We start from the raw sequence: 23,963 nt of genomic DNA on the forward strand, positions 1-23,963 counted from the left end.
GGAACAGATAAAATGATGCCAACCGATCCAATTCCACCCTCTGAGCGCCCTGCCGCACTGGTAACGGGGGGGGCGATTCGCCTAGGACGAGCGCTTGCGCTCGATCTAGCCGCCGCCGGTTACGATATTGCGCTCCACTACGGCAGATCAGCTAAAGCAGCGGCGACGACTTGTGACGAGATTCGACAGCTAGGGGTCGCGTGTGAACCTTTTGAGCTCGACTTGGCAAGCTGCCGCGACTTTAAGCCGTGGATGGCGCAAATTAAGACGCGCTTTCCCCGCTTAGAGGTCTTAGTGAATAGCGCCTCGGGTTATGTTCAGCAGTCGCTTATGGCGAGTGAGATCGAAGCTTTTGATCAACTCCATGCGGTCAATCTACGCGCACCGCTCTTTTTAATCCAAGCCTTTGCTACACTTATTGGGCGGGGATGCGTGGTAAATATCATCGATAATAAGGTCGGTTTTAACCAGTTTAAGTACGCCTCCTATCTGCTCACTAAAAAATCACTAGCCGAATTGACCAAAATGGCGGCGCTAGAGCTAGCCCCTAACATACGGGTTAATGGCGTCTCTCCCGGCGTGACTCTGCCGGCAGGTAGCCGTAGTGAGGCGTATATCCGCTGGCGAATTGAGGCAATTCCGCTAAAACGCAAGGGCGAGACTGACCACATTGCAGCGGCGATTCGGTTTATTTTGAGCAACGATTTTATTAATGGCCAGATTTTAACCATTGATGGGGGAGAAAATATCGCCCATGTGGGCCTCAATGCCGGCGATTATGATCAGAGTAAAATTTAAACCAAGCCGCGCACAATTAGCTATAGATTTTGCTCATAACGCACAACTTTGCTACCTATTGTAACGACAATTACCTAGGCTACTATCGCACGCAAGATATCGTCAATGATAGGAGTGGCAAGAGATGTCATTCCATCTAGGTGCTCAAAAGGATAAATCACAATACACTTAATTTGAAAAACGGTATAATCGACCCGTTTCAGTTACAAAGTTAAACAAGTTTCCCACATAGTCGATGACTACGCTCTATATTGCCGAAAAACCCTCATTAGGACGCACTATATCCCAAGCTTTAGGGGGGGGACGCTCGGGAAAGGGGATGATTTCGGGACACGGCTGGGTAGTTACCTGGTGCATCGGTCACCTCTACGAGCAGGCGATGCCAGAAGATTATGATGCGTCATTAAAACGCTGGAGTCGTGAAAGTTTACCCATCGTTCCTGAAAGCTGGAAACTCAAACCGAAACGGGAGCCACAAACTGATTACCTATCCCCGCACAGATTGTCGCTATCTGGCCGCAGCGCAACATCCCGAGGCACCGACAGTGATGCAAGCCTTATCTCAAAACGGTTTTGCCAAATGGGTTAGTTCAGCTAACACTCAACTAAAAAGCCGTGCATTTAACGACAAAAAGATCACGGCTCATACCGCAATTATTCCGACAGCTAATAGCGCCGGTCGCCTCAATCGTGACGAAGCGGCGTTGTATGCCATGATTGTGCACACCTATCTGGCGCAGTTCTATCCCGATCACCACTATCAAATGACTCGAATAGAGACTGTATGCCAGTCGGAGCTGTTTATCAGTAACGGCAAACAGGTTCAACAAATCGGCTGGAAAGCACTGTTTCCGGCTCCGGTTAAAGAGGCTAAAGCGGACAATCACAGTGATGAGCCCCCACTTCCGGCTCTGAAAAAAGGAGATGTTATCTGTATCGATGCTAAAACCGAGGCTAAACAGACCCGGCCACCGCCACCCTATACAGAGGGTTCATTGATTAAGGCAATGGCCAATGTTGCCCGCTTTGTTGATGATGAGAAATTACGCAAAGTGCTGCGGGAGCATCAGGGAATCGGTACCGAAGCGACTCGCGCCGGTATTATCGAAACATTAAAAAAGCGCCATTTTTTGACCACCAGTGGTAAGAGCCTTATCTCTACGCCATTAGGTCAGCAGCTCATTGCACAAATTCCGGAACAACTCGGCAATCCGGCGATTACCGCCTGGTGGGAGCAGCAGTTAACCGAAGTCGAACAGGGGCGAGTCGAGCCAGAAGCCTTTGAGGCGCGAGCGGTTAACTGGCTCAACCGATTACTTGTCGCAGTCGATGCGGTGCAAATGACTCAACCGATGCAGAGTGATAAAGCGGCTAATGGGCAGTATCGCAAGCGAGGCAAAAAGGGAGGGCACCGGGGCGGTAATCCTCCTACCGCAAAAATGATCGCTTTTGCTGAAAAACTGGCAAATGAGAAAGGTCTATCATTGCCAAAAAAATATAACCATGACTTTGCAGTCTGTAAACGATTTCTTGATCAATATGTAAAGCAATAGTTCATAAAAATTTTGTAGCTAACATCAGTATTGGTGTGGCCTGGAGTAGCAATGACTTCAATAGTCTGGATTGAAAAGCGTCTGATAACGAGCCGTCAGCAACCGGTTAAGCTTATCGCGACCGATCTGTTGGCACTACCGGCTGACTCAGAAGGCGCATTTAGCGCCACTTCGAACTGGTCACAACTGATGTTGCCGCCGTTTCAGGCCTGATATCCGCAGGCGCTGGCGGACAACCTCGGTATCGAAGCCGGTAACCAACTTAAGCTGCTCTCCGCTACCCGTCTGCCTCCGGCTAAAATTCAGACTCAACCGCAACAAGGTCAACGCATCTTTATGGATATTGGTGCGGCCATGGCTCTGTTTGATGAGTTCTGTTTCAGCTATCTGGCCGTAGCAGAACTTAATCCACAACAGAAAAATGCCCTGTGACAAGCACTGCCTGAACAACTACACAGCAGGTATCGAAAGGGGTTCAGGGGCATCAGTTTTATCATCTCATCCTACGGCTTATGGGTCACAAAGGTGAGAGTGTCTTCATCGGTCGGTGCGGCTACCGGCTGCTTTTTTTGTTGTTGTTGCAGTATGAATTCGGGCACTGAGCCGCGTGTCTTTTGTACCGCCTGTTTGGCATCTTTAGCCTTGAGGTGGAAGTAGTAGTCGGGCTGTCGTTCGGGGTTATAGGGCGGTAGCTGTGGCCTTTCGGTCGAGGCTATCAGTTGTAAATCTTCGGTGCCGAGCGGTGGGGTAATACGATACCCTCTCGGGGCGATGTCTATCCAGCGATTCACTTGGCTGGCATCGACACTGACGATAAAGCGGTTCTCATTCGGCTCGTTCGGCCCTATCGGGTTTATCTCTAACAGGTAGGAGAGTTGATTGCGAATATGGCCGACGATGTAGAAGTAGCCGGGGCGGTTCAGTTTAACCAGAATATGGTAAATCTCCCCTTCGCGAAACGCTAACGCCTCTTTGCCGTAGTTGGTGCTAATCGCGGCCTGAAAGGTGTTGGCCTCTATCATGCCGTCCTGTAGCAGTTGGTCATAGGCGATATCGTCGGGCTGATAGGGGATGTCTTTGTAGGCGCTTGCAGCTAACAGGCTTTGGCGGGTCGCCCGGTTAACCCCCTTTTGGTCAACCGCCCGATAGGTGACGCTAATGGTCTGCTTTAGCGGTTCATACTGTCCTTGTAAGATGTAGTCGGCCTGTTGCCGCTTGCGGGTGGTGGTGAGTTCTGCCTCTAGCCGGCTCTGTAGTAGCCGCCCGAGCGGGGTCGCCTGACGCGAGCCGTAGGCCAGTGCCGGTTCAATAAAGTAGCGCCCTGCAGGTAAGTCGCGGGTGAGGTGGCCAGCAGCAATCGCTACCGTCGGGGCGTGGCTTTCGAGTGTTCTCAGCGCATTCGCGGTCTGTTGCAGGGTTGTCGGTAGTTTGGGTAGTCTCGGCTCGCCCAGTAGTAGCGCTACGGTGATGTAGTCGTCAATTTGGTCCAGCTTTTCGTAGAGTTGTTGCAGGGTGTGGTAGCGTGCATCATTTTGCTGCTGCCGCTGCTGTTGTTCCAGTGCGGTTATCTCTTGTGCCCGTTTGTCGATTTGGCGCTGGTATTGGGTCAGCGCCTCGGCTTTGTCCATGGTGACGGTGCAGTGCTGCTCTTTACCTAAGTCGATGTAGCTAAATTGGGTCGCTAACAGCGGTAGCTCGCTCGATGACTCTTTCACCTGTTTGGCATAAATTAGCCCCTGGTCATTTTTGGCGCTGGCGGTGTAGCTTTTGACTTCGACTTTGAGCGATTCGGAGAGCGCCCCTAAGGCGTTACGCCGCGCATCGCTGTTGGTCGGGCCGTAGCCTTCAGCGGTCAGGGTCGCTGACCATGCCGGTGGGAATATGAGTAGTAGTAGCAGGGGCAGTAGTCGATAGTTCATGCTCGTAAGCCTATGGTGGTTAAAAGGGGGGTAAGGCATACTACCGGAACGGGTCGCCAGGCTCAAGCCAAACAGCAGGGCGATAAAGCGCAGCCAGATTAGTGGGTTAAAAATGGATTACAAATGGTTAATACCCCCTCTACCTGCTGATTGTGCTGCATATCTTCGGAGTAGAGGGTCTGACAACCGTTTTGTAACGCTGTTGCGACAATCAAACTATCCCAATAGCTCAGGGCGTAGCGGCCTCTGAGTTGGGAAGCAAGCAGAAAGGTATCGCGGCAAATCGTGAACAGTATGGATACGGTAGAGGCTGCGAACTAGCTTCTGAAGCCGGATTTCGCTATAGGATGCCTTTTTTAGCAGATTCACGCTTAATTCGTTGATCACCTGTACGCTGAGCTCAGGTCGGTTACCGATTAAGTTAGCGGCGATTTCCGATTTACGCCGTTCTGCCTCCTGCTCTGATTGAACAAAGGCGTAGAACCAGATATTGGTATCGGCGAAACAGCGCTCATCGGGCATAAATCTGTTCCTAAAAACCTAAGCAAAGTTGCTCATGGCAGTTTTTCGCGAATTACGGTGACACTTTACCATTTACACTCATTATCTCGTCCGGTAAGATCGCGACATGGCAAGACTTCCCAGAATCATCGTGCCCGGTGTTCCGCATCATGTGACTCAGCGGGGTAACCGGCGTCAGAAAGTGTTCTTTGAAGAGGAGGACTACGCGCTCTATAAAGATTGGCTGGCAGCAGCTTGTCAGGCAAATGGCGTGATGGTTTGGTGCTATTGTTTGATGCCGAATCATACACACCTGATTCTGGTACCGTCAGACGAAACCGGATTGTCTCGGGCTGTGGGGGAAACGCATCGTCGTTACAGCGCCTATATCAATGCAAGACTTCGCGTTACAGGTCATCTGTTTCAGGGTGCTTCGGCTCAGTTGCCATGGATGAAGCTCACTTGATGGCAGCCTTTCGCTATGTCGCCATGAACCCGGTTAAAGCAAAGCTTTCGGCCACTGCCGTAGATTGGAAGTGATCCAGTATTTTAGCCCACTTTAGGGGAAAGGATGATGGCTTAGTCGTCGTCAAGCCGCTTTTAGATCGCCTCGAACGACTTGATGAATTTCTCGACATGCCGGCGAACGCAGAACTTGAAGCAGCCTTGGCAAAGGGGTAAAGTACTGGGCGCCCGTTGATGGGAGATCAAGCGTTGGCGGAACTGGAAAAGACATTGGGTCGCTCATTGAGACCGAGCAAGCGTGGTCGCCCGCCATCACAGAGTAAGGGGATGGACAGTTAAAATTAGTGTAATTGGTAAGGTGTCACCGTAATTTACCCGGTAGATGTGGTAGAGTTTGGGTTTGAAATCCTTGGTATTGGGTAACGCATTATCGCGAATAACCACTCGTGGCGTTTTCACCAATCCCGCTTCAATCGCATCATTCAACCCAAAATCGGAAACGATCCACTCGTACAGCCCCGACTCGGTACTCTTTTTTCCTGTCGGGGCAAACGGGGTGGCTGACAGATCAAAACAGCGCTGTATTCTGCGGGTCTTATGAATCCGATCCAAACCCTCAATCCAGCGGGTCGCCTCATCCAGATCAATCCCTTGATCCGCCGCCTCCTTTTTACTCACTTTCATCTCGGCTTTAATGCGATAGGCGTGATGCGCCTCATCGTTAATGATCACCAAATCTTTATAGTTAGCGAGTTTGCCCAGAACTCGTCGGGTAAAAGCTTCATCACTCTCTCTGCCTTTTTTGACCACAGATCGACTCTGCTCCTGTAACGGCATCAGCGTATGCCAGTTCTCTATCAGCAGTTCAGCCTGATTAAGTCGTTGTCGCAACGCATCAGATGGGCAAAAATGAAACAGATCATAGTAGTTGTCAGTATGGCCGGGTAACAGCACCTGCAGCCGCCCCTTAACGGTTAGCCCGGGTGCCACAATAAACAGGGCACGGGAAAAATCCCTATTCCGTTTCGGGTAAGTGAGTGCATTCAACACCTGCCAGGTAATAATCATCGCCATGACCGTGGTTTTACCGCTGCCGGTGGCCATCTTGTTGCAGATGCGTTGCCATGCTCCCCCATCACCGGGCAGAGTAATGCCCTGTTTGAAGTGCGGCTGTGCCTCCACCCACCAAATCAATGTTTCGATCGCTTCGAGTTGGCAGAAGTAGAACGGATATTGCCTTGGGGTGTCGCTATCGCGCCAGTGTTCCAGCAGTTTGCGGGTAATTGAAGTGACACCGGGGTAACCGGCAGCACGCCACTCATCAACCCGCTGACGGATCTCATTAACCAAATCGAGCGATTTAATCTGTTTGGTATTGTGGCGGCTATCAAAAATCTCATAGCCAGCCGCTCGGCGTTGGGCAACCAGTGACAGTTTGCCAGATTGATCCTGATGCCAATGCTGCTGTGGCTCCTGAAATGGGGAGTTAATAATCAGTGAGGTGGGCTGTGTCATCGGCCACCCGCACCGGCATCATCCATCGCCACAAAGTAGATAGCGTTGTGACGAAATTCGAGTTGAATCGCATCGTTCAGTTGCCGCATGAGTTATCTCCTAATCCAATGGCGCTATTTTGTTAAGTTGCCGGCTCTGCCGGACGACTGTTGGTTTCAATTCAGTGTTGTAGGGGCGTTGTTGGTATCCGCAACAGCCTGTTTCTTGCCGGGCTGACGCCGATCCACTAACTGAGCGCCTCGCTGCTCAGCGCTCTGTTGTAGCGCGGCCACTAACTCATTCAGATTGTGGTGGTAATGCGCGGTGAGCTTATCGCGGTTCGTCCACACTTCCGTCATGATTTCATCCTCTCTCATCAACATTCTCCGGTTGTAATTCAATGGGGGTACAGATTTCGGGGTAGTGATAACCTGCCTGAAGGCAAATGGCCCGGATGATCGGTTTTTTAGCGGCATTGTCAATATGGCGACAGTTCCATGTCAGCAGATAATCGATACGATGCAGTGCCGCAATCGCAACATGCAGTGCATCAGCCTGAGCTTTGGCCGGTATGCCGCCTTGAGTAATCATCAGCTCGGCGAGTTGTTGCGTTTCGCTATCAATTTTCAGTTCAGGGATGGTTTCCAGTGCTTCGAGACGACGCTTTGCCGCCTCCTCATGACCGGCTGAGGCTTCAAGCAGGGTTAACTCTGAGGTAAATAGTTCGTAGTGGTGGCGCGCTTCGTCCCACCACTCTTGGGTGATCTGTTGCCAGGCTGCGGCGCGTATATCACGACTGGTACGGGCGGTCAGATAGCTGGGTATTGATGTTTCGATATAGACGGTAGGTTTCATAACCATCACCCTACCAGATCGATAATTTTCAGTGATTCAATACCGCGATCATCGACAATTTTAACCGCTGCCTTACGATTCTCACCCGCCTCGAATGGGAGCGATTTTGTACCATGAAACCGATCCAGCTGCGCTTCATCGAGTTCGGCACGAATATCCTTTTTCAGCCGGTTCCAGCCATCCTTTGCGCCAGCCATCGGGAAAAAGATCTGGCTGGGGAAGAGTGATCGATCATCGTAATCGACATCCAGCGACCACATCGCGATATTGCCCTTGCCGCCCGATTTCAGTTCGCCCGATTTCGGATCGAAGTAGTCAAACCCGTGTACCTCAATCTGAAAGCGACCCTCTTTGAGACGGTGCAGCTCGACATCGGGTTGACCCATTAGCCAGAATGACTGATTACTCTGCTTATTGCTTTTGAGATCATCGGTAAAGAGATCGGGATTCATTTGTGCTTTGAGCGCAGTAATTCCCTTTAAGTGATCAATATCTTTGGCGGCTTCGGGGTCGAAGGCAAAGGTACAAAAGATAATCATCTTCGGCTGTGGAAACAGCTCACCCGCCTCATTGAGTGCATTGGCAACCTGACGCTGTTCCAGTGCGGTATGTTCGGGGCCAAAACTGATCACAACGCGGTCGTGGCTATCGATTAGTGTGCCGCTGGCGTGCAGATGGCGGGTGCCCGCTAGCGTCTCTAGCTCGGCAAATTTGAGCTGTTCGCCCCCTTTGCCGCGAATACCACTTTTCAGCAGCTCATCGCGCCACTGCTGCTGGCGAGAGGTTTCACCACTGCGGGCGATGGTGCTGTCGGCTTCGGTGGTGGGCAGGGCCTCATCGAGCGATTTAACCGAGGGCGACGGCACCGCCTCCACCGAAAATGGGCCGGTGATGCGTAGTTTGCTTTTGTCGATGGCGGGCTGGTCGTAGAGGATCTCTTGATCGGCGTGGTCGCTAATGGAGGCGTCCATCTGTTTCTGCATTGCCTGACGGGCGGCGTGAAAGGCGGCAAACGGGGCTTGAGTGGTTTCAGGCCAGTCGTCCGGCCGATCAAACGGCACCTCCCACTCCAGCAGTTGATTGACTTGGGCGGTTTCGCCCGAAGGCAGTGTCATGGTTTTGCTGTCGGCGGCGGTGAAGTCGATAGTTTTGCCTTTGCGCCCGCCCTCGGTCACTTTGAAGGGGGTGGTGTGACCTTTGATGCTGCGATTTAGCGCTGCCAGTGCGGTGTCGATGGCGGGGTGCATTCGGGCATAGATTTCATCAATCTCAGGGTTGTTGGCAATCGACTTGAGGGTGATATGGGGCACGGTTTTATAGATAAAGCCGCTCTTTAGCCCCTCTTGCGGGTAGCGCAGCGGGTAGTAGTCGAAGCTGGCAGTCATCAACCGCTGTTTGGCGAGGGTGAGGGCAACGCGGGATGTGTCGCAGGTGATCCAGCGCCGCCCCCACTTCTCGGCGACAAAGGCGGTGGTGCCGGAGCCGCAGGTGGGGTCGAGAACGAGATCGCCGGGGTCGGTGGTCATTAGGAGGCAGCGTTCGATTACTTTTTCATTAGTTTGAACAACATAAACTTTGTCAGCACCATAGCCTCCACTAGCGGTATCAATCCATGAATTGCTAAATGGAAAATAGGGAAAATCTGATGTGTACCTTCTATAAGAGAGAGTTGTACCGTAGGATTCAAGGCGATTGGTTTTTTCTAATTTAGAAAATCCGTATTGATTTGTTTTCCAGCCACCTTTTCCTGGAGAAAATATATTATATTGAAAGTTTATATTTACCGATGTGGACTCGCTTTTTGAAGTAGAAGTTACAGGTGATCTTCTGTAAATGGTTGACTGGTCAGAAAGGTTTACCTTTGGATCAGTCAATTCTTTTTTTGTCAGTTTTCTATGTTGACCATCTTTAGTCAAAACATAGTTGTAGTTAACCCATCCGAACCCCGTTCGTTCTTGAAAAAGGTTATTAAATTTCGTTGTATCTCTGTTTTTACCATACCAAATGATGTAATCGTTTGTGTCTGGCAAAAAATCACCAGTTTGTCCTGTCGTTTTGCGAAATGAAATAATCCCGATAAAGTTATTTACACCATAGAGTTCATCCATCAACTCCCGCACATGATGCACATTCTCATCCGATATCTGCACAAACACACTGCCCGACTCATGCAATAACTCTTTTGCCAACAGCAGCCGATCGCGCAGATAGGTGAGATAGGAGTGAATCCCCAGCTCCCAGGTATCGCGAAACGCCTTAATCGTCTCCGGCTCGCGGGTTAAGTCCTCATCTTTGCGATCTTTAACATCGCGCTTATTCACAAACGGCTGAAAGTTAGAGCCGTATTTAATGCCGTAGGGCGGGTCGATATAGATCATCTGCACCTTGCCCGCCATGCTCTCCTTTTGCAGCAGCGAGTTCATTACCAGCAGCGAATCGCCGGCAATGAGTCGGTTTGACCAACCCTTGTCGTGTTTATAGAAGTCAATCGCATCGCGCAGCGGCAGATTCTCAAACGGTGCGGCAAAGAGATCGCCCTGGCGCCAGTCGTTTTGAGGTTTTTTACCCCTCTTTGCCGCCTTAATCTGCTTGCTCACTACCGCCAAAATCGAGGCGGGGTCGATGCGTTCATGCACATGCAGCGAGACGGTATCGACCTCAAAGCTGGTGCGTTCGGCCTTGCCACTCCAATTCAGATAGGGCTGGCTGGCGCGTTTTAGCTCCTCCAGCGCTGCGCGCATGGTATCGGCATCACCACTTTCCAGTGCCTCATCAATCAGCTGTTCGATATCGGCACGCCCGACATCAAATTGCAGGGAGGGATCAATGTGTGGATCGTAGTGCCATTCGGTTTGGTGGTCATCGGCATCATTTCCCGGTGTCACCATCCCCACTTCGGGGTTATTTTTGCGTTTATCGCTGTGGCGATAGGCGATAACTGCCTTTTCATCGCTCGCTTTTTGCTTGTTGGCCGCCTTTTTCAGTGTGGCGCGTGGCTTTTGGGGTTTCGGCGCAGGAGGAACAGGGGCGGTCAGTTCGAGTATCGCTTGCGCAGGTGGAGCCGATTCTGTTTCCAAAGTGAGTGACTCTTTTGCGGGTTCAGATTGAATACGGTAGATAGCCCCCCCTTTACCGCGCCCCCTGCCGACTAACCCTGCGGTTATAAGTTCCTCTTTAACTGCGAAATAGGCATCATCGGAGATGGCTGTTCCGCCATCACGTAACGCTCTAACAATGGCCTGATTACCCACCTGACTGCCATCGGCTGGCAGCAGTGCCAGAATCTGCTCTTTTAATGACTCCAAATGATTCTCCAGTAGTGTTACACACCCTAATACAGCAATCGCATACCGATATACGAACCTTTAGCTGATTACTCCAATGTTTTCCATAATAATCCAAATCAGGATAATACCATCACTATAAATTAAGAGATGGCTTGTTCTCTTTTATGCAGTATGCAATAAGCCCCCCCATTAGGTTGAGCATAAACCCATGCATGCTGCGATGCCTGGAATGTTCAATCTGGGATATGTTTTTAAGCTGGTCATTAATGGTCTCGATAATGAAGCGTTTGGAAAGCATGGCACGATCCCAAAGAGAAAGCAGCTTAGCCTTCATGTTTTTACGAGCTGATGTGATCAGTTCAACGCCTTTATCAAATAGCTTATCGGCCAATGCCTTACCGATATATCCTTTATCGCCATATAGCTTACCTGTAAGAGATTTTGACGGATAGGAAATCCAACCGCCTACGCCAAAGTATCCCCCAGATCCGGAGCGCCGTCAAGATTCGGGGAATTACGGTGACACTTTACCATTTACACTCATTATCTCGTCCGGTAAGATCGCGACCCCTGTTAAAGCAAAGCTTTCGGCCACTGCCGTAGATTGGAAGTGATCCAGTACTTTAGCCCACTTTAGGGGAAAGGATGATGGCTTAGTCGTCGTCAAGCCGCTTTTAGATCGCATCGAACGACTTGATGAATTTCTCGACATGCCGGCGAACGCAGAACTTGAAGCCGCCCTAGCAAAGGGGTAAAGTACTGGGCGCCCGTTGATGGGAGATCAAGCGTTGGCGGAACTGGAAAAGACATTGGGTCGCTCATTGAGACCGGGCAAGCGTGGTCGCCCGCCATCACAGAGTAAGGGGATGGACAGTTAAAATTAGTGTAATTGGTAAAGTGTCACCGTAATTTCCCGTTTATGGAAAAATTCTTCAATACCGCCGGCCCACAAAAAGCTGATATCAACTACACCATTGACCCACTGAGTCGAGTAGATTGGCAGGAGATCCGTATGCTCATAGCCAATCAACGCTACTTTCTGCTCCACGCACCACGCCAGACCGGCAAAACCACGGCACTGCTAGCAATGGTCGAGGTGCTGAATCGGGAAGGTCGATATACGGCGCTCTATGTTAATGTTGAATCTGCACAGACAGCGCGCAACAGAGTCGATGAGGGGATCGATACTATCTGCCGCTGGACAGCAAATCAGGTGGAGCTCTTTCTAGGGGATGACTCACTTATCCGCTGGCTGGACGAGCAAGGAGTCAATCAGAGTCCGCACGAAAAATTACAGACGATGTTACAACAGTGGAGTCGTTACCACCCCAAACCGATCATCCTGTTTCTGGACGAAGTCGATGCCTTGGTGGGTGATACCCTGATATCACTGCTACGCCAACTGCGATCTGGCTACAACCAACGCCCGGCGGCCTTTCCGCACAGTGTTGTGCTGTGTGGTGTGCGGGATATCAAGGATTATCGAATTCATCAGGGTAACGGGGAGATTATTACTGGCGGAAGTGCCTTTAATATCAAAGCGGAGTCACTCACTTTGGGTAATTTTAGTGAAGATGAAGTGCGCCAACTCTACCAACAACATACCGATGCCACCGGCCAAACCTTTGATGAAGCGATCTATCCCGAACTCTGGCTCGATACCACCGGCCAACCGTGGCTGGTGAATGCACTGGGGCACGAGATTATCTGGCATGATCGGACACTGCGGAACCGTAGCCAGCCGATCACTCTCAAACACTATCTGGAAGCACGCGAGCGCTTGATTCGATCCCGTGCCACCCACCTCGATCAACTGGCTGACAAACTCCGGGAGCCACGGGTTCACCGGGTTATTGCACCGATCCTCGCAGGAGAGAGTGTGGAACAGCACGATCACGACTTGCAGTATTGTCAGGATTTAGGATTGATCCGCACCCGTCCCGAGCTGACCATTAGTAACCGCATCTATCGCGAAGTGCTGCCCCGTGAATTGACCTACGGCCTGCAAGCCTCCATCACCCACCAAAATCAGCTCTGGTACCTGTTGCCCGACCGCCGCCTCAATATGGTGAAACTGCTCGAAGCATTTCAGCAATTTTTCCGCGAACACAGCGAGAGCTGGCTGGAGCGGTTTGACTACAAAGAGGCGGGGCCACAGCTGCTGATGCAGGCCTTTTTACAGCGCATACTCAATGGGGGTGGACGCCTGATGCGGGAATATGCCCTCGGTCGCCGCCGTACCGACCTGACTATTGAGTGGCCACTGGATGAAGAACAGGGACTGTTCGGGCCGATGCAGCGCATTGTGATTGAATTAAAAATTCAGCGTGGCGAACTGGAGAAACTGCTCGAAGAGGGCAAACAGCAGACCCTCGACTATGCCGATGGTTGCGGGGCTGAAGAGAGTCACCTGGTCATCTTTAACCGCGATAGTGCAGTGAACTGGGGGGAGAAAATCTGGTATCAGCCACCAGAAACAGAAGGTGAGCCGCATCTGTGGGGGTGTTGAATTACGGGAATTACGGTGACACTTTACCATTTACACTCATTATCTCGTCCGGTAAGATCGCGACATGGCAAGACTTCCCAGAATCATCGTGCCCGGTGTTCCGCATCATGTGACTCAGCGGGGCAACCGGCGTCAGAAAGTGTTCTTTGAAGAGGAGGACTACGCGCTCTACAAAGATTGGCTGGCAGCAGCTTGTCAGGCAAACAGAGTAAGGGGATGGACAGTTAAAATTAGTGTAATTGGTAAGGTGTCACCGTAATTCGAATACTTTGGTAAAATCAACTTTTATTCCGTCGCTTTCCACCATATTTTCGTGAAACAGATTTTTGCCTTCTTTATTAACCACAAAAATACTTCTTCCATACGGTTCCACTGTCCAAACGGTTTTTATGCCGGATTTCACAAGGGTATTGGATTTTTCCAATATAGCCTGGATACTTTGACTTGATGAAATCACTTCAATCGCCAATATCGGTAATTCTTTTACTTTTAAGACATCTTCAAAAAAATTCGGATGTATTTTTTCTTTTTTAAATACTGAAATATCGGGTGTAAGCCCATTTTCAATATCCAGTGTCAATTCAGGAAGAGGTTGTATTGAATCATCCTGTAATAACTGCCGCATTACCTGTGCGCAGATATAACTGTGATTTAGTGATGGCATTTTATCCGTCTGTGTATTTGTGGCCTGAGTATTTTCAAGCATAATGTCACCTGTTTGCATTTCGTCTGTGAGACGCTGACTAAATTTAAAGTTCTTACAATCTAAAATGATAGCTTGGCATTGGAATTTACAAGCTAACGTTAGCCATCACCCGACGCGGAAGGAGCGCTAGCGACTGTAGCGGTCGGGTGGATAGCCTTGTTGGGCATCTTTTCAAGCAAGACTTCTAAGCTGCCGCTATGCGCCTTGAGATATTCTTTTTCTTGTACCCATGACATACCTTGGGTTTCTTGTGACATCCTATCTCTGATATTTCTCATTAACTCAACGGACTTAATCTTCATAATCTATCACCTCTATTGGCGTGCGAATCTCTAATATCGGATATCCGAGCCTTAAATTCACAGAATTATAGCCATGTATTCTTTCAAGGTTCACGATATGCTTGAAATTCCAACTTACAAGAACATCACATCTACACGACTGATTGTAGTCGTTGCAATGTGCTGCGCATCCACTCGGCTTTTCTTAGACACAACGCCTTCTTGCAAATATGTATCTGCTAGATCGTCGGCTTCTTCAGTAAATTCTATAAATTCGATATGATCTATTGGCACAGAAAGCAAGATATCACGAACAGCTTGGGGTGCCGATTCCAGTTCGGCAATTGTAAGATTTGAAATAACGAGTATTGTTGAGCCTGACTTGAAAGTATCGAATAACGACAAAGACCCCTCCTCGAACTCAACATCGAGGCATCCACCAATTACTGATGTGTCTGTATATATTCTACGTTTCATTGTTGCGATTAATTTTCGAACCTACCTTTTGCCCAACGCAGAGTTCAGCCGTCGTTTTGCCGTAGCGGTAGCGAAGGCAAAACGGTCGGCTGAAACGACTGGTTAGTATTTGCTGTCAGTGGAAATCCCTGTTTTTCCCATTCTTTCAGATCTTTAACAATTTCATGAATATCATAATGATGCACCGCAGCATACTCATTTCGTAAACTGCGAGTCTCTTCAACAACGGGATCATTCCACATTGGTGCTTCCTTCAAGTAGTTCTTCAGGGGTACAAAGAATCGGTGGCTTAAATCCTAACTCTTTGCATACACTCTCAAGATGAGTGACGGATAGGAAATCCAACCGCCTACGCCAAAGTATCCCCCAGATCCGGAGTGCCGTCAAGAATTACGGTGACACTTTACCATTTACACTCATTATCTCGTCCGGTAAGATCGCGACATGGCAAGACTTCCCAGAATCATCGTGCCCGGTGTTCCGCATCATGTGACTCAGCGGGGCAACCGGCGTCAGAAAGTGTTCTTTGAAGAGGAGGACTACGCGCTCTACAAAGATTGGCTGGCAGCAGCTTGTCAGGCAAATGGCGTGATGGTTTGGTGCCCCTGAGTGTCAAGATACCCTGAGACCACCCCTGATGAGAAATGAATGTAGAATCAGGGGGGCAACAGAGGAGATACACGATGCCCAAAGATACTACCGTTTTACCCTCCAACGAGGTTACCGACCCCGATGAAGAGAAGCGCTCCTACCGCAAATTTAGTGAGGAAGAGAAGCTTCGGATCCTAGCAGAAGCAGAGCAGTGCAAGGAGCCGGGTCAGCTAGGCGAGCTGCTGCGCAAAGAGCAGATCTACAGCTCCCATCTGACCAAATGGCGCCGACAACTGCAAGCACAGGGGCAGGCTGGCCTGAAAGGGAAACAGAGTGGTCGCAAACCGAGCCTAGACAAGCGAGATAAGGAGATAGAGCGTTTAAAGAAGGAAATTCAGCGTCTTAGCCAACGGTTACAGCAGACCGAAGGGGTGATTGCGCTCCAAAAAAAAGCCTTCAGCTTATTGGAGCAGATGAACACAGAGATAAGCTTATGAGATTAGTTGAAAAAGAGTGCCCCAGTTCGGTGAGCATAAGAGCCGCTTGCGATAGCCTAGCGCTCTCGCGTGCAGGCTACTACCGCCGACAGGCTCCGGTTGTCTCCCCCGAGCGAGCCTTCCAAGACCCGTCGCAGCCAATGCGCTGAGTGAGGCAGAGAGGCAAGCCGTTCTGGGGCTTTTGAACAGCGAACGATTCTATGACCAACCTCCGGCAGAGATCTATGCTAGCCTGCTGGATGAAGGGAAATATTACTGTTCAATCAGTACGATGTATCGGATCCTTCGTGCTAATCAACAGACGGGAGAGCGGCGAGCTCAAAAACCGGCCAAATCACACGCTATCCCCCGATTACGGGCGACCCGCCCGAATGAGGTTTGGACATGGGATATCACTAAGCTTCCCACCACAGAGCAGGGTAACTTCTTGAATCTCTATGTGGTGATGGATCTCTACAGCCGTTTTATTGTGGCTTGGATGGTCTCAAGGAAGGAGAATAGTGAGCTCTCCAAGCTGTTAATCAGTGACGCAGCGGCTCGCTATCGGGTCGCGCTCAGTGGCTTAACACTGCATCAGGATAGAGGTGTGCCGATGACCGCCAGAGGCTATCTCGACTTGATGGCCGAACTGGGGATCACCTGCTCCCACAGCCGTCCACGAGTCAGTAACGACAATCCGTTTAGCGAGAGTCAATTTAAAACACTCAAGCAACAACCCGATTATCCTCAACGATTTACAGGAGTTGACCATGCCAGAATATGGTTTAGTGACTATGTTGACTGGTACTGTTTCCACCACCACCATCGAGGGATTGCGTGGTTCACTCCAGAGCAGGTATTTACCGGTCGTTACAAGGAGGTTAGCGAGCAGCGTGAACAGGCGCTGAAGCAGGCCTATCAGCAGCATCCGAAACGCTTTATTCATGGTGAGCCCAAGGTTAAGCAACCCCCTACTGAGGTATGGATTAACCCCGCTCTACCGGAGGAGGGGGTGGGGTCGCTGGAGGTCAACTATCCAACCCTGAATAGAGCGAAGGAGAGATGAGTGACGGTGCCGCTAGTGGGTCTATCGTCGATGGCTTTAGCCGGTTGTGGTGGCTGAATGACAGAGCGTTATCCATAGCCCGCCCCCCGGAGACCCCCTTATTATCGTAGGGGGGCGGGCTGTGGGTAACGCGGTGCAGGAGGGAGGTTCCTAGATTAGGGGTTGCAGTTCGCCTTGCAGCTCCCCCTTGCTGAAGGGCTTGGCTCTTGCGGCAAAGGGCCATGAGGGTCATGTTCGCTCCTTGTTGCGTCATGACTCAACATAGGCGAAATTTGCCGGTGAGGGCAGTGGCAATCACCGGCTAGATTTAGAGCTTTATTTTTTTAACAACTGGTCTCAAATTGCTTGACAGCTTCCGGTGCTATTGTTTGATGCCGAACCATACACACCTAATTCTGGTACCGTCAGACGAAACCGGATTGTCTCGGGCTGTGGGGGAAACGCATCGTCGTTACAGCGCCTATATCAATGCAAGACTTCGCGTTACAGGTCATCTGTTTCAGGGGCGCTTCGGCTCAGTTGCCATGGATGAAGCTCACTTGATGGCAGCCTTTCGCTATGTCGCAATGAACCCGGTTAAAGCAAAGCTTTCGGCCACTGCCGTAGATTGGAAGTGGTCTAGTACTTTAGCCCACTTTAGGGGAAAGGATGATGGCTTAGTCGTCGTCAAGCCGCTTTTAGATCGCGTCGAACGACTTGATGAATTTCTCGACATGCCGGCGAACGCAGAACTTGAAGCCGCCTTGGCAAAGGGGCAAAGTATTGAATGGAGCGCAGCGGAATTGCCGTCCGGTGCAGCGCCTGGTTATGTGTTTTTCAATGCATTTAAGGCACTTACCGCGACATGATAAGCGACAGGAGGTGAAACTGAATTGCCAATTTGACCGAGAACCTGATACACCGCTCCTGCAAATTTCCATGACTCTGGGAACCCTTGAATTAAACCAACATCTTGAACCGACAGTCTAAAGTGTTTATTTTTAGCGGGAAAGGCTGATGCCTTTTCCCTACTCGCCTGAACTCCGTTAGGCCATATTTGCATGTCTCCCCAAGCTTTTTGACCTGCTGTGCTATTTAAGATAGAAGTTGTATTTCTCTTCCCCGTAAAGGCACTTCTAATAGTTGGAGCTAAATTATCAAATCCAATGTTTTGTAACCCCAAACAGTCCCTAACTCCATTTGTTTTTTTAAGGCCCATGTCAAATAAAGAACAAGTATGGTAAGAATTATTTTTTCCTAAATGATCCCAAGTATGCGTGGGGCAAGGAGGGGTAAATTTTTTCAATCGGGATTTGCTTCTAAAGCCAACAAAGAAAACTCTTTCTCTAATCTGTGGCACCCCATAATCAGCAGTATGCATTTTGAATGTAGTTATTGAATAATCTGCCAGTTCGTCCAATATATATTTTTTTACAAAATCATTAAACTTTGGATTAAGTATTCCTGGTACATTTTCTGCTATAAACACACGAGGTTTTATCGCATTAACTGCTCTGCTAAACTCTCCCCACATGTTTCTTTCATCATCTGCACCTTTTTGTGCTCCTGCTATTGAGAATGGTTGGCATGGTGGCCCACCATGAACAATATCTATTTGATCTTTATAAATATTCCAATTTATTTTCTTTACATCGCCCTCGTCTGGACCACAATATATATTTGTGGATTTAATATTCGCAGTTAGGGTATCTTTACATATAGGTATAAGCTCATAAGACGCTATGTGTTTATAGCCAGCCCTAAGAAAACCCAAATCTAAACCACCACCTCCACTAAACAGACTAATTGCGGTTAAACCATTGCATTCTAATTGAGGCATTAATAAATCAGGGGTAAATCTTGGTGTATTTACTTCATGGATACTATCTATAAGTCCTTCTTCTGCGGAAAGTTTAGAGAGGCGTGATTCGTGAGATATCTTTCTATACCATTCTCTTTTTTCATCAGTAATATCATACACTTTTTGAGCGCCATTTTTATAAACAGATATATTATTTTGAGGTTGTGTCATTGGCGTTTTTCTCCAGATATTCTCGAACCATAATACGCAATTGCTCGGCATGATTAGCCGTTATTTCTGTCCATCCTTCAAAATAACCAAAAGGAATATGTGGATTATTTAAGGTGCTTCCCCTTTCTATTAAATACTGCGCCCGATCTTTGATTATTTCAAGCATTCTCTCGGGGCTATATCCTTGATCCAAATCTTGTAACTGTAAATATTGTTCTTTCTTGTACTGCATTTTTTGAATAGCCTTGGCATCATCATATGTGTAAATATCTTTTTTACCTATAATTTGATACATATCTTGGAGTTTTATTTTTGCTGGCACAAGCTCTGCCAATTTGAAATCTGGAGCAATATATTTTTCTTTGTTATTAATCCAGTCTGACATCATGGAGGGGGAACCATACTTGTAATATTCCTTACCCTTGACAAAAAAGCCTATGAGCCAATGTTTGTTTTTCCACTTTCGGACATGATCTGGCCCAAAGTCTCTTACTGTGGCAACAGAACCTTGCGATGTCGTTTTCAGTTCAAAGGGAATAGTTTTTCCATCTATTTTTAGAAAAGCATCTACTCCTGAACGTCCCTCTGTCTCATCTTTATACAGATCAAATAGAGCAATCATAGCTTCTTCTCTGTCATCATCTTGAAAATTCTTTGCCATCGTATTCCTTATATTGTTCTTCTACACATAACATGTAATAGACGGCGCAACCGTCTTTCGCAAATATTTCTAAATGTAGATATATCAATACCTTCGCCAAAATTATTCATGCTAGGCAGCCTTAGGTATCTGATTAATACGGCCTCTATTAGCCGCCTGCTGAATAATTTGGTCAATAATAACCGCATCCGGCATTTCTGGAAACAATTTTAAAGCTTCCAAAACATATTGGCGCCCTCTGAACTCCGCTTTGAGATCGTTCACACTGAAGTCTGGACACTCTTCACGCATGGACTGGCGTAATATATAAGAGAGGTTAACCATCAGCATCGCAAGATTAGCACTGTTGTAAACTGGTATTTGTTTGACGGCCATAAAATCTTCCAGTCCCCAGTACTGCTTGGCATCCCTAAAATTGAACTCAATTTGGAATCTGAGTCGGTAGTAGTCAACCAACTTCTCATAGCCTAATTCCACATCACTACTGAAGAGAATGACATGAGAGTGTGCACCACTCATTTGATTCGTTTTGACAATGATTACAACCTTCAGTAAATCGGCAAATTTTTGGAGCGGTTAATAAAGGCAAACACGGTGCCCGAGCGCGGCTGTTGGCCGAGTTGGTGTTGGCACAGCGCGACAAAGCCGTCGATGCCACGGCGAAAATCAGCCGGTGCTGTCGCTATCATCACCGGAGTCTGTTCTGTGAGGTAGATCATGAGTTAGCTCCCATCTGACTGAGCAGGGGCAGTAGTTGCCGCCATTGTTCCGGTGATAACTCGCCCTCCACACTCAATGGTCGACCGGTAGTGGTTTCGGTCGTCCATTTGAGAGCTAGAAGAGGTTCGCTAGTCGGCTCTGACGGCTCAAGCGCGATGAATCCCGGGATGGTGTCGTTCTCCTCCCGGCTCTTCTTCCAGCTGCTGAGTTGACGGTAATTGATGCGCAGCGCTTTGAGTATGTGGCTCACCGGGTAGTGGCCTATTAACGCTACGGCTTATTGTTGCAGCGCCTCGGGAATTCGGCTTCGCGCGCTCTTTTCTGGGTTCTCCCGCCAATCTTTAAAGGCCTGCGATACGGCCGCTAGGGTGGGGTTCGGCATCTCTGTTCTCCTCTGTGGTTCATCAGGGGAGTAGTGAAACAAATTTTTCGGAGCTTTTTATGCTATGGTGGCGTAAGGTTACCAGATATGACCGACTCCTGCCTGTAGTTCAAGTTTGGTGTGTTTGGGAGAAATCTGGAATCGATAGCTCACAAGCCTCATGCACGCTGTAAACCACGAAACCAAAGACAGAATTTCTTTCCAAAACGCATAACTTCAGCTAAAATATACCCATTAAATGTTTGATTATGAATGAATAGTGCAAATAAACAGTGACTAATGGTAAATACTAAGACAGTTAATCAAAGCAGACTCTTCGAGAGATACTGCCGCCTTTCGCCACGCTTTAAAGTCCATTCTTCAAGAAAAACGACAACCCACACAAGGTCGGCCACCTAAAGACATGTAGAATTACGGTGACACTTTACCATTTACACTCATTATCTCGTCCGGTAAGATCGCGACATGGCAAGACTTCCCAGAATCATCGTGCCCGGTGTTCCGCATCATGTGACTCAGCGGGGTAACCGGCGTCAGAAAGTGTTCTTTGAAGAGGAGGACTACGCGCTCTATAAAGATTGGCTGGCAGCAGCTTGTCAGGCAAATGGCGTGATGGTTTGGTGCTATTGTTTGATGCCGAACCATACACACCTAATTCTGGTACCGTCAGACGAAACCGGATTGTCTCGGGCTGTGGGGGAAACGCATCGTCGTTACAGCGCCTATATCAATGCAAGACTTCGCGTTACAGGTCATCTGTTTCAGGGGCGCTTCGGCTCAGTTGCCATGGATGAAGCTCACTTGATGGCAGCCTTTCGCTATGTCGCAATGAACCCGGTTAAAGCAAAGCTTTCGGCCACTGCCGTAGATTGGAAGTGGTCTAGTACTTTAGCCCACTTTAGGGGAAAGGATGATGGCTTAGTCGTCGTCAAGCCGCTTTTAGATCGCGTCGAACGACTTGATGAATTTCTCGACATGCCGGCGAACGCAGAACTTGAAGCCGCCTTGGCAAAGGGGCAAAGTATTGGGCGCCCGTTGATGGGAGATCAAGCGTTGGCGGAACTGGAAAAGACATTGGGTCGCTCATTGAGACCGGGCAAGCGTGGTCGCCCGCCATCACAGAGTAAGGGGATGGACAGTTAAAATTAGTGTAATTGGTAAGGTGTCACCGTAATTCTAATTGGTAAGGTGTCACCGTAATTCCGTCACCGTAATTCCCACACCAGCCGACTAAAGCCGAGTAGCACCACTGCATGGCGTTGTAGTTGCCACGCTTTTTGGGGTTGGTCGTGCTGGAGTTGTTGCCAGTAAACTTCTCCCTGCTGCTTCGCGCCTTCGAGCGCGGCTTTGACCAGCGGTAACTCGGCTAACTCCTCCCGGCTCATCGTTTGCAGCTCGCGGTCGCTCAGTTTGAGCTGTTTGAGCGGGATGAATTTAAGCTCAAACAGGTGGTCGAGGAGCGGGCTCTGGCGGCGGTCGGGGCGGACTTCGAACAGAATGTCGATATATTGCTTGCCGGTTGCCGCTTCCGATTGGGTGTTGTAGAAGAAGGTGTTGTGTAGCAGGGTCATAAAAATCAGTTTCGGACTTAACTCATTGGCCCAGCGCAGGTCGCGATTGGCGAGGCTTTGGAGCATATTCTGTTCGATAAAGGCTGCTAGCGGTGCCATTTCGCCACTTAGGTAGAACTGTTTTGCGACCGCTTCGCGGGTGTTGGCTAACTCATAGCTGGGGAGTAGCTCCTGCTGCAGCCGCTCTAAGTAGAGTTGGCGTATCACTTGGTTGGGGATTTTTAGGCAGGTCTCACCCAAAGCGTCGTTTCCGTCAACGGTTAGCACCCCAAACCAGTAGAGCAGCGACAGCAGGTAGCCCTTATCCGGTACTTCGCGCGCTAACAGCTTTTCGATGCCAAAGCCGGTCTGGAGCCACATTGTCACTGCGCGGTCGCTGGCGGTGAGTTGTTCAATCACTTCGCTGCCGTGCGGCAGGCTGGCGATGTAGGCGATGCGGTTTTTGTCCATCGCTAGGTTATCATCCAGCATCTGTTTGGGGTATTCGCAGCTGTGTTGCCACTGTTTCCAGAAGTAGAGGCAGAGGGTCGGGTTGTAGAGTCGGGCGTCACTCGCTTCGCTAAAGCAGTAGCCGTTGTAGTAGTGGCGCATCACTTCCATCGCTTCCATCGCCGCCCCCGGCGGTAGCTGGCATAACTGCGCAATCCGCCGGTTCATCGCCACCACCTCATCGCGTTCAAAGCCGCACAGTCGATTAAATTCGGCAAAATGGCTGATGTTCTCCACCACATTGTAGCCGCTGGTGATGTCGCTCATCACTAAGGGCGAGACGCCGGTGAGAAAGACCCGTTCTAGTCCGCGCCCGCCCGCTAGGGATTTCACCATCTTAAAGACGGTTTTGATAATGCCTTCGCCGGTGGTGAGTGCATCGTAGCGTGCTTTGCCTTGGGCGCGGCTGGTGAGGACTTCGTTGGCGAAGTTGTCGTACTCATCAACCAATAGGTAGAGCGGGTGGCCGGCCCCAGCGGCGACATTAATCAGATTTTCCAGCGACCGCAACGCATCATCTCCATTTAACCTAACCGGTTGCTGCAACTGTTTGTGGTAACGCAGCGAAAAACGCTCAATCGCGCTGTTAATATGGCCGTGCACACCGCGTGCAATTGTCATCACATCACCACTAGCATCAATGGTGGAGAAGTCCCAGTTGAGAATCAGGTAACGGTTGCGGTTCGGGGTTGGATTCTGGCCGATAGTCAAAGCGCCGAATAGGGTCTCAAACTGCTCTGCCCGCCCTAGGTCGTAGTAGTTCTCCAGCATCGATAGCAGGCAGCTCTTACCAAAACGGCGCGGGCGCAGGAACAGTAGCTGTCGCCCTGCCTCTTCGATAGCCGGAATCAGGTCGGTGCGGTCGGCGTAGTAGTACCCTTCACTAATCAGGGCGTTAAAGTCGCTTAAGCCATAGGGGAGTTTAATCGGTATAGGTTGCATCTGTTTCATTGGTTGTTATCCGGGTTTTAGCTGGAAGAGAAAAAGGGGACGCAGGGCGTTTGCCGAAGCTACCGACCCTGCGACCTGTCATCCTGACGCTGCTATTGGCTGTCCCTTCCTTGCAACAGGCAGGAAGTTGATTCATGGACACCTTGATACCACGCTGACTGAAGCCGTAACCGCAGCCATTTTGGGTAAGCAGGTAATAT

Annotated in this window: 22 protein-coding genes and 7 pseudogenes; 11 read left to right on the forward strand and 18 right to left on the reverse strand. The window is 49.5% G+C overall.

Annotation, left to right across the window (positions count from 1 at the left end; genetic code table 11):
* Positions 1-15: 15 nt before the first annotated feature.
* From D5085_04480 to D5085_04490, 3 genes are all read left to right on the forward strand, one after another.
* Entirely contained in the window at positions 16-798 is a 783-nt protein-coding gene (locus D5085_04480) for an SDR family oxidoreductase (GenBank protein ID QEP42459.1), read from the forward strand.
* 235 nt (positions 799-1,033) lie between these two features.
* Entirely contained in the window at positions 1,034-1,387 is a 354-nt protein-coding gene (locus tag D5085_04485; protein ID QEP42460.1) for a hypothetical protein, read from the forward strand.
* Positions 1,218-2,351, forward strand: coding sequence for a hypothetical protein (locus tag D5085_04490; GenBank protein ID QEP42461.1), 1,134 nt, complete (start codon positions 1,218-1,220; stop codon positions 2,349-2,351). The genes D5085_04485 and D5085_04490 overlap by 170 nt, the downstream gene beginning before the upstream one ends.
* A 180-nt stretch (positions 2,352-2,531) precedes the next feature.
* Here D5085_04490 and D5085_04495 read toward each other — a convergent pair whose 3' ends face one another.
* From D5085_04495 to D5085_04505, 3 genes and pseudogenes are all read right to left on the reverse strand, one after another.
* Positions 2,532-2,786, reverse strand: a complete 255-nt coding sequence (locus D5085_04495; protein ID QEP42462.1) for a hypothetical protein — start codon at positions 2,784-2,786, stop codon at positions 2,532-2,534.
* Positions 2,787-2,854: 68 nt separating this feature from the next.
* Positions 2,855-4,270 carry a hypothetical protein gene (locus D5085_04500; protein ID QEP42463.1) on the reverse strand — a complete coding sequence of 472 codons (1,416 nt, stop codon included), beginning with the start codon at positions 4,268-4,270 and terminating at the stop codon, positions 2,855-2,857.
* Positions 4,271-4,368: 98 nt separating this feature from the next.
* Positions 4,369-4,792, reverse strand: a pseudogene (locus D5085_04505) (PIN domain-containing protein).
* Between the two features lie 106 nt (positions 4,793-4,898).
* Between D5085_04505 and D5085_04510 the strand changes: the two are divergent.
* Positions 4,899-5,452 (forward strand): annotated as a pseudogene (locus D5085_04510) (transposase).
* Between the two features lie 96 nt (positions 5,453-5,548).
* On the opposite strand, the gene D5085_04515 reads toward D5085_04510, so the two are convergent.
* The 5 genes and pseudogenes from D5085_04515 to D5085_04535 form a co-directional block, all read right to left on the reverse strand.
* Positions 5,549-6,751, reverse strand: coding sequence for a hypothetical protein (locus D5085_04515; GenBank protein ID QEP42464.1), 1,203 nt, complete (start codon positions 6,749-6,751; stop codon positions 5,549-5,551).
* A gap of 155 nt (positions 6,752-6,906) precedes the next feature.
* Positions 6,907-7,107 carry a hypothetical protein gene (locus tag D5085_04520; GenBank protein QEP42465.1) on the reverse strand — a complete coding sequence of 67 codons (201 nt, stop codon included), beginning with the start codon at positions 7,105-7,107 and terminating at the stop codon, positions 6,907-6,909.
* Positions 7,094-7,585: a PIN domain-containing protein gene (locus D5085_04525; GenBank protein QEP42466.1), complete on the reverse strand. Its 492-nt coding sequence runs from the start codon at positions 7,583-7,585 to the stop codon at positions 7,094-7,096. The genes D5085_04520 and D5085_04525 overlap by 14 nt, the downstream gene beginning before the upstream one ends.
* 5 nt (positions 7,586-7,590) lie before the next feature.
* Positions 7,591-10,902, reverse strand: coding sequence for a site-specific DNA-methyltransferase (locus D5085_04530; protein ID QEP42467.1), 3,312 nt, complete (start codon positions 10,900-10,902; stop codon positions 7,591-7,593).
* Between the two features lie 103 nt (positions 10,903-11,005).
* A pseudogene (locus D5085_04535) lies at positions 11,006-11,299 on the reverse strand (IS982 family transposase).
* A 492-nt stretch (positions 11,300-11,791) separates the two neighbouring features.
* Here D5085_04535 and D5085_04540 point away from each other — a divergent pair.
* Both D5085_04540 and D5085_04545 read left to right on the forward strand, forming a co-directional pair.
* Entirely contained in the window at positions 11,792-13,381 is a 1,590-nt protein-coding gene (locus tag D5085_04540; protein ID QEP42468.1) for an AAA family ATPase, read from the forward strand.
* A 64-nt stretch (positions 13,382-13,445) separates the two neighbouring features.
* Positions 13,446-13,604: pseudogene (locus tag D5085_04545) on the forward strand (transposase).
* 27 nt (positions 13,605-13,631) lie between these two features.
* Here the strand turns inward: D5085_04545 and D5085_04550 are convergent.
* The 4 genes and pseudogenes from D5085_04550 to D5085_04565 all read right to left on the reverse strand — a co-directional run bounded on the left by D5085_04550 (position 13,632) and on the right by D5085_04565 (position 15,087).
* Positions 13,632-14,045 (reverse strand): Uma2 family endonuclease, encoded by a 414-nt coding sequence (locus tag D5085_04550; GenBank protein ID QEP45053.1) that lies wholly within the window; start codon positions 14,043-14,045, stop codon positions 13,632-13,634.
* 140 nt (positions 14,046-14,185) lie between these two features.
* Positions 14,186-14,389, reverse strand: a complete 204-nt coding sequence (locus tag D5085_04555) for a hypothetical protein (GenBank protein ID QEP42469.1) — start codon at positions 14,387-14,389, stop codon at positions 14,186-14,188.
* Positions 14,379-14,845, reverse strand: a pseudogene (locus tag D5085_04560) (PIN domain protein). The gene D5085_04555 and the pseudogene D5085_04560 overlap by 11 nt, the downstream one beginning before the upstream one ends.
* A 44-nt stretch (positions 14,846-14,889) precedes the next feature.
* Positions 14,890-15,087: a hypothetical protein gene (locus D5085_04565; GenBank protein QEP42470.1), complete on the reverse strand. Its 198-nt coding sequence runs from the start codon at positions 15,085-15,087 to the stop codon at positions 14,890-14,892.
* 202 nt (positions 15,088-15,289) lie between these two features.
* Here D5085_04565 and D5085_04570 point away from each other — a divergent pair.
* From D5085_04570 to D5085_04585, 4 genes and pseudogenes are all read left to right on the forward strand, one after another.
* Positions 15,290-15,445, forward strand: a pseudogene (locus D5085_04570) (transposase).
* A 44-nt stretch (positions 15,446-15,489) separates the two neighbouring features.
* The gene (locus tag D5085_04575) at positions 15,490-15,933 is read left to right on the forward strand and encodes a hypothetical protein (GenBank protein ID QEP42471.1); all 444 of its coding nucleotides are present in this window, start codon (positions 15,490-15,492) and stop codon (positions 15,931-15,933) included.
* Between the two features lie 181 nt (positions 15,934-16,114).
* Positions 16,115-16,978 carry an IS3 family transposase gene (locus D5085_04580; GenBank protein QEP42472.1) on the forward strand — a complete coding sequence of 288 codons (864 nt, stop codon included), beginning with the start codon at positions 16,115-16,117 and terminating at the stop codon, positions 16,976-16,978.
* 362 nt (positions 16,979-17,340) lie between these two features.
* A pseudogene (locus D5085_04585) lies at positions 17,341-17,742 on the forward strand (transposase).
* Between the two features lie 41 nt (positions 17,743-17,783).
* Here the strand turns inward: D5085_04585 and dcm are convergent.
* The 5 genes from dcm to D5085_04610 all read right to left on the reverse strand — a co-directional run bounded on the left by dcm (position 17,784) and on the right by D5085_04610 (position 20,620).
* Entirely contained in the window at positions 17,784-18,989 is a 1,206-nt protein-coding gene (gene dcm, locus D5085_04590) for a DNA (cytosine-5-)-methyltransferase (protein ID QEP42473.1), read from the reverse strand.
* Positions 18,970-19,650, reverse strand: a complete 681-nt coding sequence (locus D5085_04595) for a hypothetical protein (protein QEP42474.1) — start codon at positions 19,648-19,650, stop codon at positions 18,970-18,972. Before D5085_04595 ends, dcm begins: the two co-directional genes overlap by 20 nt.
* A gap of 111 nt (positions 19,651-19,761) precedes the next feature.
* Positions 19,762-20,169, reverse strand: coding sequence for a hypothetical protein (locus tag D5085_04600; protein QEP42475.1), 408 nt, complete (start codon positions 20,167-20,169; stop codon positions 19,762-19,764).
* Between the two features lie 29 nt (positions 20,170-20,198).
* On the reverse strand, positions 20,199-20,369 hold the full coding sequence (locus D5085_04605) for a hypothetical protein (GenBank protein QEP42476.1): 171 nt from the start codon (positions 20,367-20,369) through the stop codon (positions 20,199-20,201).
* Entirely contained in the window at positions 20,366-20,620 is a 255-nt protein-coding gene (locus D5085_04610; GenBank protein ID QEP42477.1) for a hypothetical protein, read from the reverse strand. Before D5085_04610 ends, D5085_04605 begins: the two co-directional genes overlap by 4 nt.
* Before the next feature lie 597 nt (positions 20,621-21,217).
* On the opposite strand from D5085_04610, the gene D5085_04615 reads away from it, so the two are divergent.
* Positions 21,218-21,895 carry a transposase gene (locus tag D5085_04615; GenBank protein ID QEP42478.1) on the forward strand — a complete coding sequence of 226 codons (678 nt, stop codon included), beginning with the start codon at positions 21,218-21,220 and terminating at the stop codon, positions 21,893-21,895.
* A gap of 62 nt (positions 21,896-21,957) precedes the next feature.
* Here the strand turns inward: D5085_04615 and D5085_04620 are convergent, their stop codons facing one another.
* Positions 21,958-23,763, reverse strand: coding sequence for an AAA family ATPase (locus D5085_04620; protein QEP42479.1), 1,806 nt, complete (start codon positions 23,761-23,763; stop codon positions 21,958-21,960).
* Positions 23,764-23,963 lie beyond the last annotated feature (200 nt).

This window comes from Ectothiorhodospiraceae bacterium BW-2 (genome assembly GCA_008375315.1).
Classification (GTDB): Bacteria; Pseudomonadota; Gammaproteobacteria; order Thiohalomonadales; family Thiohalomonadaceae; genus BW-2.